This window comes from Plantactinospora soyae, assembly GCF_014874095.1.
In the GTDB taxonomy this organism is placed as follows: Bacteria; Actinomycetota; Actinomycetes; order Mycobacteriales; family Micromonosporaceae; genus Plantactinospora; species Plantactinospora soyae.
Genome location: NZ_JADBEB010000001.1, coordinates 6,401,064 through 6,417,762, shown reverse-complemented (window position 1 = coordinate 6,417,762; position 16,699 = coordinate 6,401,064). Strand labels below are relative to the sequence as shown.

Sequence of the window (16,699 nt, the reverse complement as noted above, 5' to 3'; positions counted from 1 at the left end):
AGGTGGAACTACTTCAGGCCGGTGGTGGCGAGGCCCTGGGTCAGGTAGCGCTGGCCGGCCAGGAAGAAGCCGAAGATCGGCGCCAACCCGACGATGGACATCGCGAACAACTGGCCCCAGGCCGTCTCACCCTGTCCGTCCATGAACGACCGCAGAGCGACCGGCACGGTGTAGAGGTCGGGGTTGGTCAGGAAGATGAGCTGGCTGAAGAAATCGTTCCAGGTCCAGATGAAAGTGAACAGCGCCGAGGTCGCGAGCGCCGGTACGGAGAGCGGCATGATGATCCGCCAGTAGATCCGTAGGTGTCCGCAGCCGTCCATCCGGGCGGCCTCGTCCAGTTCCCGGGGCAGCGACCGGATGAACTGCACCATCAGGAAGATGAAGAAGGCGTCCGTGGCGAGGAACTTCGGGACGATCAGCGGCAGGCTGGTGTTGATCCAGTCGAGCTGCGAGAAGAGCACGTACTGCGGCACGATCAGCACGTGGATCGGCAGCATCATCGTGGCGAGCATCGCGGCGAAGAGCGTACGGCGACCCCGGAACTCCAGCCGCGCGAACGCGTACGCCGCCAGTGAGCAGGAGAGCAGGTTGCCGACGATCGAGGCGGCCGCGATCACCGCGGAGTTCCACAGGTAGTGGTGGAACGGCTGGGCCAGCGCCGTCCAGCCGTCGGTGTAGTTGCCCAGATCGAACTGGCGCGGCCAGATCGACGGGTCCCGGAAGATGACCTCGGTCGGCTTTACCGAACTCGACACCATCCAGAGCAACGGGTAGATCATCACCACGCCGAAGATGATCAGCAGGGCGTGTTTGGAGATCCGTCGGGCCGGCGGATCGGCTCGGGACGCCGGGCGGACCCCGGCCGTGGTCGTCGGCTCAGTCACCGTAGAACACCCATCGCTTGGCGAAGAGGAAGTTGACGCCGGTCAGGCCGGCGATGATGACCAGCAGCGTCCAGGCCATCGCGGACGCGTACCCCATCTCGAACGAGCCGAAGCCCCGCTCGTAGAGGTAGAGCGTGTACAGCAGCGTGGAGTCCGCCGGGCCACCCGAACCGCCGCTGACCACGAAGGCCTGGGTGAAGCTCTGGAAGGCACCGATCATCTGGAGGATCAGGTTGAAGAAGATGATCGGCGTCAGCAGCGGGATCGTGATCCGGAAGAACTGCGACATCCGGCCGGCGCCGTCGACCGAGGCCGCCTCGTAGTAGGTGGCGGGTATCTGGCGCAGGCCGGCCAGGAAGATGACCATCGGCGCCCCGAACGTCCAGGCGTTCAGCACGACCAGCGTGCCGAGCGCGAAGTCGGGGTGGGACACCCAGCTCACACCCTCGATGCCGACCCGGGCGAGCAGTTGGTTGATCAGTCCCTCGCTGCCGAAGATCTGGCGCCACAGGATCGCGATGGAGACGCTTCCGGCCAGCAGTGACGGCAGGTAGTACACCGACCGGTAGATGCTCAGCCCGCGTACCCCACGGTTGAGCAGCAGCGCCAGCCCGAGGGCCAGGACCAGTTGGAGAGGAACCGAGACGAAGACGTACTGGAAGGTGACCAGCAGTGACTTGTGCAGCCGGGAGTCCTCCAGCATCCGCTGGTAGTTCTCCAGCCCCAACCACTGCGGTGGACTGAGCAGCGTGTAGTCGGTGAAGGAGAGATACAGCGACGCCAGGATCGGCCCGATGGTGAAGACCAGCATCCCGACGATCCACGGCGCCAGGAAGCCGTACGCCACCCGGTTGTCGCGGCGTCGAGGACCCGACCGTCGTGCAGGTGTGCCCGTGCGATCGCTCATCAGAGCACCCTTCGCCGGAGATGTCGCGAGTGGAGCGTCGACCATGCCCGTCATGCCCATCATGCCCGCAGGGCCCGGTTCTGGGCCGAGTAACCAGTTTCTAACAAAGCCAACATCAACTGTCAACGAGACAAATGTAGGCCGTCCACCTGTGGAAACATTCCGGCGCAGGTCGAAGCGAAGATCAAAGAAACCGGTTGCTATCAAGATCGGGTAACCGGTATCTTCGAGGCCCGCCAGGCAGTCAGCAGGACGTCAACGAGCGGTTACCGTGCGCTCCCACGCCTTCGCGGCGGCCACCGAGGTGCCACTCGGGGGTTCCCTGCGGACGTGGCCGCGCCGCCCGCGAGTTCGTCCGTCCTGATCGGACGGAAAGCACGGTCGGCCGCGCAGGGGAGACACGAGATGAGCCCGACCGGTGAGCACCGCAGCGCAGCACCGTCCCCCGCCGACCACCGGACCGGCGCGGAGCCGGACGGGCAGCCCGGCCGCCGCACTCGGCGCGCCCGGAGCCGCCCGGACCGCCCCGCCGCCACGATCGGCCGGGTCGCCGAGGCGGCCGGAGTGTCCCGGGCGACCGTGTCGCGGGTGATGAACGGCAGTCCCACCGTCGCGCCCGAACTCGCCGCCCGGGTCCGCGCCGCCGCCGAGGCCCTGAACTACGAGCCCAGCCTGGTCGCCCGCAGCCTCGCGCTCGGCCGGACCAGCACGGTCTCGCTGATCGTGCCGGACCTGGCCAACCCGATGTTCCAGGACGTGCTCCGGGGACTCAGCCACGCCGCCGGCACCCACGGGCACCGACTGCTGGTCGCCGAGTCCAACGAGAACGCCGCCGAGGAGGCGATCCTGGCGGTGGAGGCCCGACGCCGCTCCGACGGCCTGGTACTCGCCGCGCCCCGGGTGCCCGAGGCCGAGCTGCGGGCCCTCAGCGAACGGCTCGCGCCGCTCGTACTGCTCAACCGGGACCTGCCGGGCAGCAGCGTGCCGTCGCTGTCGGTCGACTACTCCGCCGGAATCGCCGCGATCGTGGCCCATCTGCGATCCCTCGGCCATCGGCGGCTGCTCTACCTCGCCGGCCCGGCGGCCAGTACGTCGAACCGGGACCGCCGGGCCGCATTGCGCGCGGCCTGCGCCAGCGAACCGGCCTGTACGTTCGTCGAACTCGCCTGCGGCGCCACCTTCGACGACGGACACGCGGCAGCCCGGGCGGTACGCGACGCCGACGCGACCGCGGTGGTGGCGTTCAACGACATGGTGGCCTTCGGCGCGCTGAGCGGGCTGCACGAGCTGGGGGTCGCGGTGCCGCAGGACATCTCCGTCACCGGCTTCGACGACATCCCCTTCGCCCGCTACACCACCCCGCCGCTGACCACGGCATCGATTCCCCGCAACGAACTGGGCCGGCAGGCCTGGGACCGGCTCTGGACGCTGATGAACGGCGGACCGGCCGGGCACAACGTCGCATTCCAGCCCCGCCTGCTGGTCCGGGAGAGCACCGGTCCGGTTCCGGCGGGACGGAGTGCGCAACGCAGTTAGGAGGCGACATGAAGAAGCTGCCCTGGATCCGGGTCGACGGCGACCGGCTCGTCGACGCCACCGGAACGGTCGTGACCCTCGCCGGAGTCGGCCTCGGCGGCTGGCTCAACATGGAGAACTTCATCACCGGCTACCCGGGGACCGAGTCCCAGCAGCGCCAGGCCCTGCGCGCGGCCCTCGGCGACGAGGGCTACCAGCGCTTCTTCGCGCGGTTCCTGACCGACTTCTTCGCCGCCGAGGACGCCGGCTACCTCGCCTCGTTGGGCTTCAACTCGGTACGGGTGCCGTTCAACTACCGGCACTTCGAGGACGACGACCGTCCGTTCGTACTCAAGCCGGAGGGATTCCACTGGCTGGACCGGGTCGTCGAGCAGTGCGCCGACGCCGGCCTCTACACCATCCTCGACCTGCACGCGGTGCCCGGACACCAGAACCAGAACTGGCACAGTGACAACCCCACCCACTGGGCGCACTTCTGGACCCACCGGCACTTCCAGGACCGGGTCGTGCACCTGTGGGAGGCGATCGCCGACCGGTACCGGGACAACCCGGCGGTGGCCGGTTACAACCCGGTCAACGAACCCGCCGATCCGTCCGGCGAGGTCATCGGGCCCTTCTACGAACGCCTCGTCGGGGCGATCCGTCAGGTCGACCCCCGGCACGTGCTGTTCCTGGACGGCAACCGCTACTCCACCGACTTCTCGATGTTCACCGAACCGTTTCCCGACACGGTCTACACGGCGCACGACTACGCGCTCCCGGGGATCGCCGCCGGCAGCGAGTATCCGGGGATCACCCGGGGCGAGTACTTCGACAGGTCGGCGGTCGAGCGATCGTTCCTGCGGCGCACCGAGTTCATGCGGCGCACCGGTACGCCGATCTGGATCGGCGAGTTCGGTCCGGTCTACACCGGTGAGCCGGAACGGGACGCCTCCCGGCTGCGGCTGCTCGGCGACCAGCTCGACATCTACCGGTCCCACGGCGCGAGCTGGGCACTGTGGACGTACAAGGACGTCGGGTTGCAGGGGCTGGTGTACGCGGCCGAGCAGAGCCCGTACCGGCAGCGGATCGCACCGGTGGTGGCGAAGAAGGCCCGGCTCGGCGTGGACTCCTGGGGCGGTACCGATCGGCAGGTCCGACAGATCCTCGACCCGATCGAGGAACTCTTCGATCGGGAGTACCCGGACTTCGAGCCGTACCCGTGGGGTCGCCGGGCCTGGATCCACCTGCTGGTCCGGCACATCCTGCTCGCCGAGCCGATGGTCCGGGACTTCGGCCGGTGCTTCGAGGGGGTGACTCCCGACCAGGCCGAAGAACTGGCCGCCTCGTTCGCGCTGCGGGACTGCACCCGGCGGGACGCCCTGGTCGAGACGCTGCGCGCGCACCTGGCGGCGGAGCGACGACCTCAGTAGCGGCCGATGGCCGCCGGCGCCGAGCCGGTGTAGGCCCAGACTGCCAGGGCCGACCGGTCGACCAGGCCGATGTCCAGTTCCCGGGCGAGCCGGAGCCCGTCGCCGGCCGCGAACAACCCGTTGGTCACGATCACGCAGATCTCGCCACCGTGGATGCTGCGGCAGGTTCCGGCGAACTTCTGGATCGCCGCGCTACCCACCCGGTTCGTCGGGCCGTGTCGCTTGCACTGCACGACGACCCGGCGGCCGTCCGGCGCGGTCGCCGTGATGTCCGCGCCGCGATCGGCCGAGCCCCCGCACACCCGCACCCCGGAGAAGCCGGACCGGACCAGCACCCCGGCGACCCAGTCCTCGAACTCCGGCCCGGTCATCGCGTCCGTCGCCTCGACGTGGCGGGCCCGCGCCCGGTCCTGTGCCGCCCGCCGGGCGCGGGCCTTGAGCACGAGGGTCAGCACGGCGATTCCGCCGGCCACCAGCCCGATCGCGATGAGGGTCGACCAGACCGGATGCCGCTGGACGAACTCGGTGATCACCCAGGCGGCGGCCAGCGCGCCGCCGACTCCGGCGAGCCACCAGCCGGACCGGTCCGGCGCGGCCGGTCGGGACGAGCGCCGTCGGGCGTACGGCCGCCGGGACCGGCCACCGCCGGGACGCCGGGACCGGTAGTGGCCCCTGACCCGGGTACCGTCCCGGCGTCGGTACGAACTGACTCGCGGCATCGACACTCCTGTGACGAGGGGTAGCCCCAGTGTGACTATCGGGTGCGACACTTCCCGGTCGGTCGGCTCGACGCCGTCGCTCAACTCCGGAAAATCGGATCCCCGAACGGATACCTCGGGCCCCCGCCGACGGCGGACTCGATCCGGCCGAGCTGGGCCTTGATCTCCTCGAGCTGGGCGAGCACCACGCCCTGCTGGTCGAGTGGTGCGGTGATCGCCGATGGTGGAGTGCCGGTGGGACCCGACTGCGCGCGCAGCGTCGCGATCTCCTCGGTCATGGCGGCGATGGTGCTCTCGACCTCCTCCAGAAACTCGTCGACCTCCTGCTCGTCGTACCCGCGCCGGCCCAGCGCCGGCTTCTTGAAGGCGATGTTCCGCACGTCCGACGGAGTCAGGTTGGACATCGGCCGGGCCTCCCGTTCCACGATGGAGCCCGATGGTATCGGCGCCTGACAAGATCCCGGACCGGACGCGTTCCGGGCTCGGGCCGTCGCCACCTGCCCCGCCGCCGGCAGGTATCCCGGTGAACGCCACCTCGCGGGCGCACACGTGACCGGGCGCACGTTGCCTTGACGCTGGCGACAAGGTTTACCGTTGCCACGAACGAACCGGGTGCGGGGAGGGCGAATGCTGATCGGCGAGCTGGCGGAACGCGCTGCCACGACCACCCGCACGCTGCGGTACTACGAGGCCAACGGCCTGGTACGCGCCGAGCGTTCCCCGAACGGCTATCGCCAGTACAACGAGGCGGAGCTGCGGGTCGTACACGAGATCCGGGCCCGGCTCGCCGTGGGGTTCAACCTCGACGACATCCGCCCGTTCGTCGCCTGCCTACGCGCGGGCAACACGTCCGGAGACGTCTGCCCGGATTCGGTGATCGTGCTGCGCCGCAAGTTGGCCGAGGTCGACGCCCGGATCGACCGGCTCGGCACGGTACGGCGGCAGTTGCAGACCCAGCTCACCCAGGCGATCGCGAGGCGGTCACCGCACTGACCACGCTGACCGACGCACTGGGCCGACCGAGAGAATGAACATGAAGTTCGCGATCAGTTACAGCACGCCCTTCTACGGCGTCGACCCGGACAAAATTGTTGCCTATGCCCGACACGCCGAGGACCACGGCTTCGAGGCGCTGTACCTGCCGGAGCACATCGCGCTGTACCCCGGCGCGACATTGGGAAGCTGGGAGATCCCACCGTCGCTGCCCTACGCCGATCCGCTCGACACCCTGAGCTTCGTCGCCGCGGCCACCCGACGGATCCTGCTCGGCACGGGGGTTCTGCTGCTGCCGTACCACCATCCGGTGGTCCTCGCGAAGCGGCTGGCCACCATCGACGTGCTGTCCAAGGGGCGGATGCGACTGCTGACCGTGGGACTCGGCACCCTGCCGGGCGAGGCCCGCGCGGTCGGAGTGGACTTCAGCACCCGGGGCCGGCGTACCGACGAGGCGATCGACGTACTGCGACTGCTCTGGGCGGGCGGTGAGGAGGGCGTCAGCTTCGACGGGGAGTTCTTCAGCTTCGACAACCTGTGCAGCTTCCCGAAGCCCCACGACAGCACCCAGCTCCCGATCCACGTCGGCGGATCGAGTCGGGCTGCCGCCCGGCGCGCCGGACGGCGGGGTGACGGCTACTTTCCCGGCGGTGCCCTCGGTCCCGCCGAACGCGCCGCCCAGCTCGACCTGGCCAGGTCGACCGCCGTCGCGGCCGGCCGCAGTCCCGAAGCCCTGGAGTACACCCGCTGGGGATCGATCGACATAACCAGCGAACGGGTCGAGGCGCTCGCTGCGGAGGGCGTGACCCGAATCGTCGTGAGCACCAGCGCCACCGACCCCGACGAGCAACGCGACGAGATGTCCGCCTTCGCCAAGCGGTTCGGACTGGTCGACCGGCAACCCGGGTAGCCCGGCCGTCAGCAGCCCGACCCGAGTGGCTCCGCCACCGTGCGCGACCGCGAAAACTCCTCGTTCGGGTACACCGCCGATGGCAACACATTGTTACCGTTCAGGCACTCGAACGCTGGGGGTCGCCATGACGGAGTCGGTACGGGTCGAACCCGATGCACTGCGGGTGGCCGGCCAGGTGCCGTGTGAACTCGCCACCGAACTGTGCGGAGTGCGGGACCGGTGGGACGGCGTCACCGCCGATCCGGGTGACGCGCTCGGCGTCGCCGAGGTGACCACCGCCTTCACCAGACTTCAGGAGCGGTGGCACGGCGAACTCTCCGTCCACGTCCGACTGCTGGCGGAACTGTGCGATGGCGTGGTGCTGTCCGCCGACGGGTACGCGACCAGCGACGCGACGGCGGCCACCCGACTCGGCGGTGACGGACCGGTGAAGGCGGGCTGACCACTCATGACCTCCACCGACTACGCCCAGCTCAGCACGCTGATCAACCGGCTACGCCAGCTCCTGTCGGCGCTCAACCCGGCCAACGCGGTCGGCACCGTCAGCACGGTGCTGCAGATGATCTCCGAACCGCCGCCCGGCGACCCGGACCGGATCGAGGAGCTGGCCGTGGCGTTCGGGGTGGCCGCCGGCGACGTCGGGCCGATCGCCGCCGACGTACGACGGCTCGGCACCGGGCGGTTGCCGGAGATCTGGCAGGGGGTCGCCGGAGCGAGCGCCGCCGAGCTGGTCACCGCGACCGGTGGCCTGATCGAGGCGACCGGCCCACAGTTCATCCGGGTACGCGCGGCCCTCGACAGCTACGCGACCGAGGTCCGGGCACTGCGCGGCCGACACGAGGAACTGCACGGGGCGCTCCGCGACGCCTGGCACGACGCGACGCACGTCGCCGGGCTCCCGTTTCCCGACCCGACCGCCCTGGACGACCTGGTCCGCGGCCTGACCCGGCTCGTCACCGGATGCATCGAGGTGTACGACCGGAGCATCGTCGCCGCCGACGCCCTCGCCATCGTGCTCGGCGACGTCACCGGAAAGGCCCGGGCCGGGGCGATGGCCGACTCGACCCTTCCGCCGGCCGGAATCGTCCTCACCACCGGGATCGGCATCGACGGGAACCTGGCCGGCGACAACGCCGTCCTCGCCGGAGCCCAGGCCAGCCGGGCCGCCGACCGGTACGACCAGCTCGGTCCGGAGGACCGCCGACGCGTCGACGAACTGCTCGCCCAGGCACCCAGCCAGGCCCACCGGGCGTACCTGCTCAAGGCGCTGGCCGCCGGACATCCACTCGACGACGTGGTCGCGTTCGGCCGGACCATCAACGGTCGGGACGAGGCCTGGCTGCACCGGCACCTCAGCCTGGTCGACCCGGGCCAGACCGGTTCGGCGACGTACGACGGCGGACGGCTGCGCCAGTTCAACGACGTGACCTGTGGCTCGATGACCACGGTCGTGCTCCGTTCGATCGCCGACCCGCTGTACGCGCTCTACCTGACCACCGGCGGCGAGCCGGACGACCCGAAGGCCGTCGACCGGGACGCGGTGCTGCAACGGCTCGCCGACGAGCAGCAGGCCACCTACGAACGGTCCAGTCGCAACTGGCCGGACCAGCTCGGCACCCCGCCCTGGGGGCTGGTCGGGGAACTCAACGACCACGCCGGCACCCTCGGCACCGAGTACGAGTTCCGGCTCGTCGACGACACCGACGCCGGCAGCGTCAATCCGGCCCTGCGCGACGCGGTGGCCGCCGTCGACGCCGGGCACACCGTGCCAGTGCTGGCCGGCGACTCGTACCCGGCCCACTATGTGTTGCTCGTCGGGCACGAGGGCTCGGACCTGGTCGTTTACAACCCGGGGAGCGGTGTCGTCGGCCGGGTCGACGAGGACGACTTCCGCAACGGCAACCTGGGTGCGGCGGCCGGCTTCGCCCACGCCAACGGGGTGGCCCTGCCCGGCTGACCGTGGGTCCGGACCGGACTCAGCGGTGCGACGGATCGGAAGTCGCACCCTCGGTGTACGACGAGGCCAGCTCCAGGTAGACACCGTCCTCCTCGGCGGGTGCCACCACCCCGGGCCGCTCGACGCAGGACTGCCCGGCCGGCAGCCCGGCCGGTGCGTCGGCGAACGGATTGACGTCGTCACGCCGGTTCGGTGCCCGCAGCAGGATCGAGGAACTGCCCTTGCCGTCGGGCCAGATCTCGGCGACGAGATGGAACCAGATCCCCACCCCGGCCGCCACCTTGTAGCCGACGACGGCCCACCGCCAACCATCCGATCCGGTCACGCAGCGGGCGTGCAGTACCGTCCAACCGCTGTCCCGTACCGTCGCCAGGATCTCGGCGATCCGGCCCTCGGCCTCGGTGGCCGCGATGCCGCCCGGCACCGGCGAGCGCCACAGCCCCAGCGGCGCGCTCACCTCGGAACGGTTCCAGCTACCGTCGTTGATCTCCCAGCCGGGGTACGCGTCGGGCGGTTCGAGCGCGTCGGCGAGGACCGGATCGGCGCGCAGCAGGTCGACCCGCTCCTGCTCGACCTGGCTCTCCCCCGGTCGTCCCGGACAGCCGGCGAGCGCCGTGACGAGCAGGACCGCCCCGGCGATCCGGGCGGCCCGGTTGGCCACGTCGACAAGCACCGGCCCATCGTGCCGCATCCGGCCAAGCCGAACGGGCCCGCCGGGCCACGACTACCCCCACAGCCGCTCCGGCGGCTCCAGTGATGGTCATATCCGCAGCGCAGCCGAGCGTGCACCCTCTGGGCCGCGTCGGCTGCTCCCACAGATCTTGCTCGCCCGACTCCCGGGTCAGGGCTCCCGCATCCAGAGAGCTGGATCGTTGACGAAGATTCCCTTGCCCTGGTGCCGCCATATGACTCGCAGCGCTTCCAAGCGCACGTAGGTCTGCTTGATCGTTGACGGGCTGACCTTGTACTTCGCCGCAAGCGCGGTGATCGGTGGCAGCTTGTCTCCTGCCTTGAGCTTCCCACCTCTCACTTCGGCGGTGATCTCGTCAGCAATGCGAATGTAGTCAGCGGCGATTGGCATGGCTCTCCCTGCGTGGCACGCCAATTCGATCACGCAACGGCATCCGGCAACAACTCTTTGTTTGATGACTGGGACAGCTAAGTTGCAGGAAGCCTCCTCCCTGCGTGGCACCGGGGATCGAGGTGACCCGGTCGGGGCGGGTGCACCGCCCCGACCTGCCAAGTTGCCCTGCCGGCGTACCGCCGATTGAGGCTGCGGTGGCAGGTGCGGGCGGATCGTCCGCGGCCGGCAGGTGGACGGTCCGCCCATCCAGGCGTACCGGAGACGCTTCCACGCTCTGGAAAGGATTGACGTGGCCGAGGTGTATCGCGGTGGCCGGGCTTTCAGCGGAGGCTCGCCGGACTGGTTGACCCCGCACGAGGTACGCACCCGGCGATTCGCGCCTCGACGACTGGGCGTTGACGGCGAGCAGGTACGCGCGTTCCAACTCCGCCTGGCCGACGAGTTGTCCGTCCTGGTGCGAGAGCTGACGATGGCCAGGACGGAGAACGCCCGCCTCCGGCGAGTACTACGCGACTGGCAGACCACGCACGCCCGCACCTGCAACCGGCCACAGCCGCCACGAGGCAATTCAGGCCACTGGTAACCGTGTAGCGGAAGCCCGGCGACGAGCTCCTGGTGGTTGGCCGGGCTTGGTGCAGTTCGCCCGCCCACCGCGCGTTGCTGTTTCGAGAACGGTCTCAGCGCCGATTCCTCAAATGGAATCGGCCAGAATCCTCGGGGTCGGGGTCCACTCGTCAGCGCCGGCCGAACGACGCGGATCGGCCGACGAGGTCCGCCGCCGTCCGGCCGCCTGACTGGGACCAGTGCGAGCTGGCCCGACGGGCCCCGGCGACCCGCCAGGCGATCACCCAACAGACCAGGAGTACGTCGAACAGTGCCCCGGGAACCTTCGTCTTCGTCACCAGGCCGAGGCTGTCCGGCAGGGTGAGGAAGACCAGCGCGGCGGCACCGGCATGGAGCAGTGTCGCCGCCCGGCCCCGGGGTGCGGTGGCCGCCAGCACGGCGACTCCGGCGAGGGCGTACCAGGCGTAGAACACCGGACCGAGCAGCGCGGTGGCGAGCAGTGCCACGCCTGCGGCGGAGACGCCCTGCGCTACTCCCCCGTGCAGTGCCCGCCGCCACACCGCCACCAGGACGGCGGCCAGCACGCACAGTCCGGCCAGCCGGGCGACCTCGACGGCGGTGGCGTACGCCTCCGGCCGGCCCGCTATCCGCAGCCCGTATCCGACCGCCATGCCGACGCCGGTCAGGATCGACGACCACTGGACGTTGCCGGCGGTCGCCGGCCAACTCTGCACGAAGCCGAAGCCGTGCCCGGTCAGGCCGGCGAGCAGCACGACGGTGCCGACGGTCGCGACGGCCAGGACCCCGCCGGCCGCGATCCGACGTCGACCGGTCCGGGCCCACGGCACGACGGCGACCGCGAACGGCACGACCACCAATGCGGTGGCCTTGATCGAGGCGGCCGCCCCGAACGCGGCCCCGGCCAGGACGAGCCGGGCGACGGCGATCCGCCGGTCCGTGCCGGCCGGTGGTCCGGCGACAGCCAGCCGTTCCACGACGGCCAACGGACCGGCGGCAGCCAACTGTCCGGCACGGGCCAACGGACCGGCGGCAGCCAGCCGTCCCGCACGGGCCGACGAATCGGCGACAGCCAGTGGAGCAACGACAGGCAGTGGACCGACTGCGGCCAGCAGGCCGGCCACGATCAGCCCGGCGAGCAGGGCGTCGTTGTGCGCGCCGGAGACGGCGTGCACCAGGGTCAGTGGGCCCAGCGCCCCGAGCCAGACCACCCGGGCCGGTTCCGCGCCGCAGTGGCGGGCCAGTCGGGCCCCGGCGATGGTGGCCAGCAGGACGCCGCCGATCGCCGCCAGCCGGAGCACCGTCACCGCGAACGGCAGACTCCCGTACGCGACGGCGCCGGCGAACCGCTCGACCACCAGCCAGAGCGCACCGTACGGCGCCGGTGTGCCCTGCCAGGTCGGCGAGACCCGGTCCAGCCATTGACACGGCAGCGCGTCCGGCCCGGCGACGTACGGGTCGAGTCCGGCCGCGACGAGTTCACCCTGGCAGGCGTACGCGTAGACGTCGTGGCTGCCCAGCGGTGGTGCCAGTAGCAGCGGCAGGGCCCAGAGCGCCCCGGTGACCAGCAGCCATCCCGGCGCGGCGACGTTGCGCAGTCGCCACCAGACGGCTGCCAGCCCGGCGGCGCCGACCGCCCAGAGTGCGACGCCGACGCCCCACCCGGGGCCGCGCTGCGACGGCTCCCCGGCGAGGTAGGCGCTCGCCGCCATGGCCACCGAGCAGGCGAGGCCCAGCCACCGGAGCCGGTTCGGCGAGTACGAGCCCTGCATGCGGGCATCGTGGCCAGCACAGGTGAATGTCGACCGCGCTCCGCGCTACCTGCGGACGAACATCGGCGAACCGTCCGAGGCGGCCGGCAGCCGTCACGCCGGGCCGGGGGCGCAGGCGTACTCGGGCTGCCGGTCGGGCGACGGGTCCGAGGCGACGGCCCGGGCGGAGATCGAGGCGAGGATCTCGGCGGCCCGTACGGCGGTGTTGGACAGCAGCGACGAGGAGATGCCGTGGGTGTGTTCGGTGCCGCCCTGGAGGTAGATCCCGGCCCGTACCTCCGGCCCGGTACGCAGCCGGTAGTCGCGGTCCACCAACGCCCGCCCGGCCTCGTCCCGCTGGCACACCTGCGCCACCTCGCCGAGCAGCTCGAAGGGGTCGACCGGCCGGTAGCCGGTGGCGAAGACCACCACGTCGGCGTCGAGCACCGTCTTCTCGTTGGTCACCAGCGACTCCACCACCGTCCGGACCCCCTCCGGGGTACGGACCGTCTCCACCACCCGGGACAGGTTGAACATCCGCAGTCGCTCGATGCCGCGTACCTTCTCCTGATAGACGCGCCGGTACAGGGCGTCGATCAGCTCCTGGTCGACCACCGAGTAGTTGGTGTTGCCGTGGTAGGCGAGCATCATCTCCTTGACCCCGCGCGGCGCCTCGAAGTACTCCTCGACGGCCGCCGGGTCGAAGATCCGGTTGGCGAACGCGCTGTCGTCGGCCGGGCTGTAGCCGTACCGGGAGAAGACGGCACAGACCTCGGCCTGGGGGAACTCGCGGTGCAGGTGGTCGACGGCCTCGGCCGCGCTCTGCCCGGCACCGACCACGACGAAGCGGGCCGGTGCCGCCGGCACCAGGTTCCGGAGGTTCGGCAGCAGGTCACGGTTGTGCCAGATCCGGGTGTCGAGGGTGACGCCCTCGGGCAGGTGGGGCCGCAGGCCGGCGCCCAGCACCAGGTTGCGGGCCCGGTGCACGACCGGCGGGGTGGCACAGGCACCGGTTCGGGCCGCCACGTCGAAGCCGACCAGTTGGCCGTCCTGCCACACCGGCCGCACGTCGACGACCTCGTGGCCGTACCGGACCAGGTCGTCGACCTGGGCCGCCGCCCACTCCAGGTAGTCGTGGAACTCGACCCGGGACGGGAAGAGGTTCTTGTGGTTGATGAAGTCGATCAACCGGCCCCGGCTCTGCAGGTAGCAGAGGAAGCTGAACTCGCTGGCCGGATTGCGCAGCGTCACCAGATCCTTCAGGAACGACACCTGCATGGTGGTGTCGTCGAGCAGCATCCCCCGGTGCCACCCGAAGCGGGGCTGGCGTTCCAGGAAGACCGCGCTGCCGACGTGTCCCGTGCGGGACTCCGCGTTCGCCTCGCGGATGGCGATGGCCAGGGCGAGGTTCGACGGGCCGAATCCGATGCCGAGGAGGTCGTGGACCTGGGGATCATCGCTGCGATTGCTTGGTGACATACCTGTCCCATCAGTCTGCCGGGCCGGTCGGCCGGCTTGGTGGAGGACTGGATCCGTACGGACCCGGTGCGGCTGGCGCGGACGGTCGACCATCCGTGGCATTTAGGTTAGGCTAACCTACACCCTGGTCAAGGACAATATGGACCGCTTGGCAGTTGCTCTCGCGGCGAACGGAAGCGACCGCGGGCGAGGCGAAGAGGAGAGGCGTCGATGCGCGTTGTCATGTTCGGCTATCAGACCTGGGGGCATCGCACCCTGGAGGCGCTGCTGAACTCCGAGCACGAGGTCAGCCTCGTCGTCACCCATCCGAAGAGCGAGAACGCGTACGAGAAGATCTGGGACGACTCGGTGGCCGACCTGGCCGAGAAGCACGACGTACCCGTGCTGATCCGCAAGCGTCCGGGCGACGCCGAGCTGATGGAGCGGCTCCGGCAGGCCGAGCCCGACGTCATCGTCGCCACCAACTGGCGTACCTGGATCCCGCCGGAGATCTTCAACCTGCCGCCGCGCGGGACGCTGAACGTGCACGACTCGCTGCTGCCCGCGTACGCCGGCTTCTCGCCGCTGATCTGGGCCCTGCTCAACGGCGAGCGCGAGGTCGGGGTCACCGCCCATCTGATGGACGACACCCTCGACGCGGGCGACATCGTGCTGCAACGCGCCGTACCGGTCGGCCCGACCGACACCGCCACCGACCTGTTCCACCGGACGCTGGAGCTGTTCGGCCCGATCACCGTGGACGGGCTGGCCCTGATCGCGTCCGGCCGGACGGACTGGCCGAAGCAGGACCGGGCCAAGGCGAGCTTCTTCCACAAGCGGTCGGTCGAGGACATCCGGATCGACTGGACCCGGCCGGTCGACGAGATCGAGCGGCTGGTCCGGGCGCAGTCCGACCCGTACCCGAACGCCTTCACCCACCACGACGGCCGGCGGCTGCGGATCCTGGCCGCCCGGGTCTCGCAGAACCGGTACGGCGGCACCCCAGGCCGGATCTTCTACCGGGAGGGCGACGGCGTGGTGATCGTGGCCGGGCCCGACGCGCGCACCGGCCGCGAACACGGCCTGGCCATCACCCGGGTACGCACCGACGACGGTCAGGACCACGCCGCGACCGACTACTTCCGGACCATGGGCGGCTACCTGACCCGCCACCCCGACGGTCGCCTGTAGGCCGCATCCGAGAAGCACCGCCATCCGCACGGAAAGTCACCAGCCCGGGAGGCTGCCCTCACCGTGTCGGCGAGAGCAGCCCCCTGCTTTCTCCCGGGTCGGTTACCTGTGCTCCGGCGTCAGTTCGGTGCGATGCCAGCGTAGGTGTCGGTCAGCTGACGCCGGGCTCCACGGTCAGGGTCCCGGCCTGGGCGTCGATCGTGGCCCGGGCGCCGAGCGGAACGGTGAGCTGCCCGTTGCCGTGCCCGAGTCGAAGCCCACCCAGCACCGGTACGCCAAGGTCGTAGAGACGGTCCTTCAGCACCGCCGCCGCGTCCCACTCGCCGGGCTCGCCGACGCTGTTGGTGATCTGACCGATGGCCACACCGGCGACCCGGCGCAGCACGCCCACCCGGCGCAACTCGGTCAGCATCATGTCGATGCTGTACGGCGCCTCGTCCACGTCCTCGAAGAACAGGATCGCGTCGTCGAAGTCCGGGGCGTCACCCGCGCCCAGCGACGTGGACAGCAGCGTCAGGCAGCCGCCCAGCAGCCGGCCGCTGGCCCGACCCGGCACCATGACCGGAGCCGCGGTCTCGGCCGGATCCCGCTGAACGACGACCGGGGCGGTGGTCATGACCGCCCGGCGCAGCGCCTCGGCCGAGTCCGGCCCGGTCCGGCTGTCGGTCCAGTTGACCATCGGGCCGTAGAACGTCACCAGTCCGGTGTCGCGCCACAGCTTGCCGTGGATACTGGTGATGTCGCTGAATCCGACCACCACCTTCGGGCTGCGGCGGATACCGGCGACCTTGATCTGGTCGACGATCCGCTGGGTGCCGTACCCGCCACGGGCCGCGAAGACCGCCTGGACATCCGGGTCGTTCAGCGCGTCGTTCAGGTCGGCCAGCCGCTGGGCGTCGGTGCCGGCGAGGTAGCCGTACCTGGTGAAGACGTGCTGCCCGAGTTCCACCTCCAGGCCCCAGCTCCGCAGGATCTCCATTCCCCGGTTCATCAGGACCGGATCCGGAGTGCTGCCGGGCGACACGACGCGGACCCGGTCGCCGGGGACCAACGCCCGGGCACGCAGCGGCGTTCCGCCACGACGCGGCGCCGCCTCCGCCGCCGTACCGGCCGCGCCGACCAGCAGCGCACCGCCGGCCGCCACCGCTCCGGTACGCAGCATGTGCCGCCGGGACAGCGCTCCACCGCCGGCTCTCGGGGCCGGGATGGGATCTACTCTGGAATTTTCCACGGACGTCCTTCCGTCGACGACTCTGTCACCGGCGTCTCGAGCCGGTAACGACATCGTGGATCATCGACGCAAGGCGTCCAC

17 protein-coding genes are annotated in these 16,699 nt (G+C 70.4%); 8 read left to right on the top strand and 9 right to left on the bottom strand.

Annotation, left to right across the window (positions count from 1 at the left end):
- Positions 1-8 precede the first annotated feature (8 nt).
- Positions 9-884 (bottom strand): carbohydrate ABC transporter permease, encoded by an 876-nt coding sequence (locus H4W31_RS28000; RefSeq protein ID WP_318783441.1) that lies wholly within the window; start codon positions 882-884, stop codon positions 9-11.
- Positions 877-1,791 (bottom strand): carbohydrate ABC transporter permease, encoded by a 915-nt coding sequence (locus H4W31_RS27995; protein WP_225945721.1) that lies wholly within the window; start codon positions 1,789-1,791, stop codon positions 877-879. Before H4W31_RS27995 ends, H4W31_RS28000 begins: the two co-directional genes overlap by 8 nt.
- A 405-nt stretch (positions 1,792-2,196) precedes the next feature.
- On the opposite strand from H4W31_RS27995, the gene H4W31_RS27990 reads away from it, so the two are divergent.
- Both H4W31_RS27990 and H4W31_RS27985 read left to right on the top strand, forming a co-directional pair.
- Positions 2,197-3,327, top strand: coding sequence for a LacI family DNA-binding transcriptional regulator (locus H4W31_RS27990; protein ID WP_192769369.1), 1,131 nt, complete (start codon positions 2,197-2,199; stop codon positions 3,325-3,327).
- Positions 3,328-3,335: 8 nt separating this feature from the next.
- Positions 3,336-4,739: a glycoside hydrolase family 5 protein gene (locus H4W31_RS27985; protein WP_192769368.1), complete on the top strand. Its 1,404-nt coding sequence runs from the start codon at positions 3,336-3,338 to the stop codon at positions 4,737-4,739.
- On the opposite strand, the gene H4W31_RS27980 is transcribed toward H4W31_RS27985, so the two are convergent.
- Both H4W31_RS27980 and H4W31_RS43880 read right to left on the bottom strand, forming a co-directional pair.
- Entirely contained in the window at positions 4,733-5,458 is a 726-nt protein-coding gene (locus H4W31_RS27980) for a restriction endonuclease (protein WP_192769367.1), read from the bottom strand. The genes H4W31_RS27985 and H4W31_RS27980 overlap by 7 nt on opposite strands.
- An 80-nt stretch (positions 5,459-5,538) precedes the next feature.
- Positions 5,539-5,862: a DivIVA domain-containing protein gene (locus H4W31_RS43880; protein WP_192769366.1), complete on the bottom strand. Its 324-nt coding sequence runs from the start codon at positions 5,860-5,862 to the stop codon at positions 5,539-5,541.
- A gap of 223 nt (positions 5,863-6,085) precedes the next feature.
- Between H4W31_RS43880 and H4W31_RS27970 the strand changes: the two genes are divergently transcribed.
- The 4 genes from H4W31_RS27970 (at position 6,086) to H4W31_RS27955 (ending at position 9,321) form a co-directional block, all read left to right on the top strand.
- Positions 6,086-6,451: a MerR family transcriptional regulator gene (locus H4W31_RS27970; RefSeq protein ID WP_192769365.1), complete on the top strand. Its 366-nt coding sequence runs from the start codon at positions 6,086-6,088 to the stop codon at positions 6,449-6,451.
- A gap of 40 nt (positions 6,452-6,491) precedes the next feature.
- Positions 6,492-7,361, top strand: coding sequence for a TIGR03619 family F420-dependent LLM class oxidoreductase (locus H4W31_RS27965; protein ID WP_192769364.1), 870 nt, complete (start codon positions 6,492-6,494; stop codon positions 7,359-7,361).
- A 127-nt stretch (positions 7,362-7,488) separates the two neighbouring features.
- Positions 7,489-7,806 carry a hypothetical protein gene (locus H4W31_RS27960; protein ID WP_192769363.1) on the top strand — a complete coding sequence of 106 codons (318 nt, stop codon included), beginning with the start codon at positions 7,489-7,491 and terminating at the stop codon, positions 7,804-7,806.
- Positions 7,807-7,812: 6 nt separating this feature from the next.
- Positions 7,813-9,321: a hypothetical protein gene (locus H4W31_RS27955; protein ID WP_192769362.1), complete on the top strand. Its 1,509-nt coding sequence runs from the start codon at positions 7,813-7,815 to the stop codon at positions 9,319-9,321.
- Positions 9,322-9,340: 19 nt separating this feature from the next.
- On the opposite strand, the gene H4W31_RS27950 is transcribed toward H4W31_RS27955, so the two are convergent.
- Complete coding sequence (locus H4W31_RS27950) at positions 9,341-9,994, bottom strand: hypothetical protein (RefSeq protein ID WP_192769361.1); 654 nt, start codon at positions 9,992-9,994, stop codon at positions 9,341-9,343.
- Between the two features lie 168 nt (positions 9,995-10,162).
- Positions 10,163-10,402: a winged helix-turn-helix domain-containing protein gene (locus tag H4W31_RS27945; RefSeq protein WP_192769360.1), complete on the bottom strand. Its 240-nt coding sequence runs from the start codon at positions 10,400-10,402 to the stop codon at positions 10,163-10,165.
- Positions 10,403-10,694: 292 nt separating this feature from the next.
- On the opposite strand from H4W31_RS27945, the gene H4W31_RS27940 reads away from it, so the two are divergent.
- Positions 10,695-10,988, top strand: coding sequence for a DivIVA domain-containing protein (locus tag H4W31_RS27940; protein ID WP_192769359.1), 294 nt, complete (start codon positions 10,695-10,697; stop codon positions 10,986-10,988).
- A gap of 151 nt (positions 10,989-11,139) precedes the next feature.
- Here H4W31_RS27940 and mptB read toward each other — a convergent pair whose 3' ends face one another.
- A complete protein-coding gene (mptB, locus tag H4W31_RS27935) occupies positions 11,140-12,759 on the bottom strand; it encodes a polyprenol phosphomannose-dependent alpha 1,6 mannosyltransferase MptB (protein ID WP_192769358.1) in 1,620 nt (539 codons plus the stop codon).
- Positions 12,760-12,852: 93 nt separating this feature from the next.
- Complete coding sequence (locus H4W31_RS27930) at positions 12,853-14,217, bottom strand: lysine N(6)-hydroxylase/L-ornithine N(5)-oxygenase family protein (protein ID WP_192769357.1); 1,365 nt, start codon at positions 14,215-14,217, stop codon at positions 12,853-12,855.
- A gap of 210 nt (positions 14,218-14,427) precedes the next feature.
- On the opposite strand from H4W31_RS27930, the gene H4W31_RS27925 reads away from it, so the two are divergent.
- Entirely contained in the window at positions 14,428-15,387 is a 960-nt protein-coding gene (locus H4W31_RS27925) for a methionyl-tRNA formyltransferase (RefSeq protein ID WP_192769356.1), read from the top strand.
- A gap of 151 nt (positions 15,388-15,538) precedes the next feature.
- Here the strand turns inward: H4W31_RS27925 and H4W31_RS27920 are convergent, their stop codons facing one another.
- The gene (locus H4W31_RS27920; RefSeq protein ID WP_318783440.1) at positions 15,539-16,618 is read right to left on the bottom strand and encodes a S66 peptidase family protein; all 1,080 of its coding nucleotides are present in this window, start codon (positions 16,616-16,618) and stop codon (positions 15,539-15,541) included.
- Positions 16,619-16,699 lie beyond the last annotated feature (81 nt).

Coding starts and splice junctions, on each gene's coding strand:
- H4W31_RS27930 (WP_192769357.1), bottom strand. CDS start 14,217: ATGTCACCAAGCAATCGCAGCGATGATCCCCAGGTCCACGACCTCCTC.
- H4W31_RS27945 (WP_192769360.1), bottom strand. CDS start 10,402: ATGCCAATCGCCGCTGACTACATTCGCATTGCTGACGAGATCACCGCC.
- H4W31_RS27980 (WP_192769367.1), bottom strand. CDS start 5,458: ATGCCGCGAGTCAGTTCGTACCGACGCCGGGACGGTACCCGGGTCAGG.
- H4W31_RS27925 (WP_192769356.1), top strand. CDS start 14,428: ATGCGCGTTGTCATGTTCGGCTATCAGACCTGGGGGCATCGCACCCTG.
- H4W31_RS43880 (WP_192769366.1), bottom strand. CDS start 5,862: ATGTCCAACCTGACTCCGTCGGACGTGCGGAACATCGCCTTCAAGAAG.
- H4W31_RS27955 (WP_192769362.1), top strand. CDS start 7,813: ATGACCTCCACCGACTACGCCCAGCTCAGCACGCTGATCAACCGGCTA.
- H4W31_RS27970 (WP_192769365.1), top strand. CDS start 6,086: ATGCTGATCGGCGAGCTGGCGGAACGCGCTGCCACGACCACCCGCACG.
- H4W31_RS27960 (WP_192769363.1), top strand. CDS start 7,489: ATGACGGAGTCGGTACGGGTCGAACCCGATGCACTGCGGGTGGCCGGC.
- mptB (WP_192769358.1), bottom strand. CDS start 12,759: ATGCAGGGCTCGTACTCGCCGAACCGGCTCCGGTGGCTGGGCCTCGCC.
- H4W31_RS27995 (WP_225945721.1), bottom strand. CDS start 1,791: ATGAGCGATCGCACGGGCACACCTGCACGACGGTCGGGTCCTCGACGC.
- H4W31_RS27985 (WP_192769368.1), top strand. CDS start 3,336: ATGAAGAAGCTGCCCTGGATCCGGGTCGACGGCGACCGGCTCGTCGAC.
- H4W31_RS27990 (WP_192769369.1), top strand. CDS start 2,197: ATGAGCCCGACCGGTGAGCACCGCAGCGCAGCACCGTCCCCCGCCGAC.
- H4W31_RS27965 (WP_192769364.1), top strand. CDS start 6,492: ATGAAGTTCGCGATCAGTTACAGCACGCCCTTCTACGGCGTCGACCCG.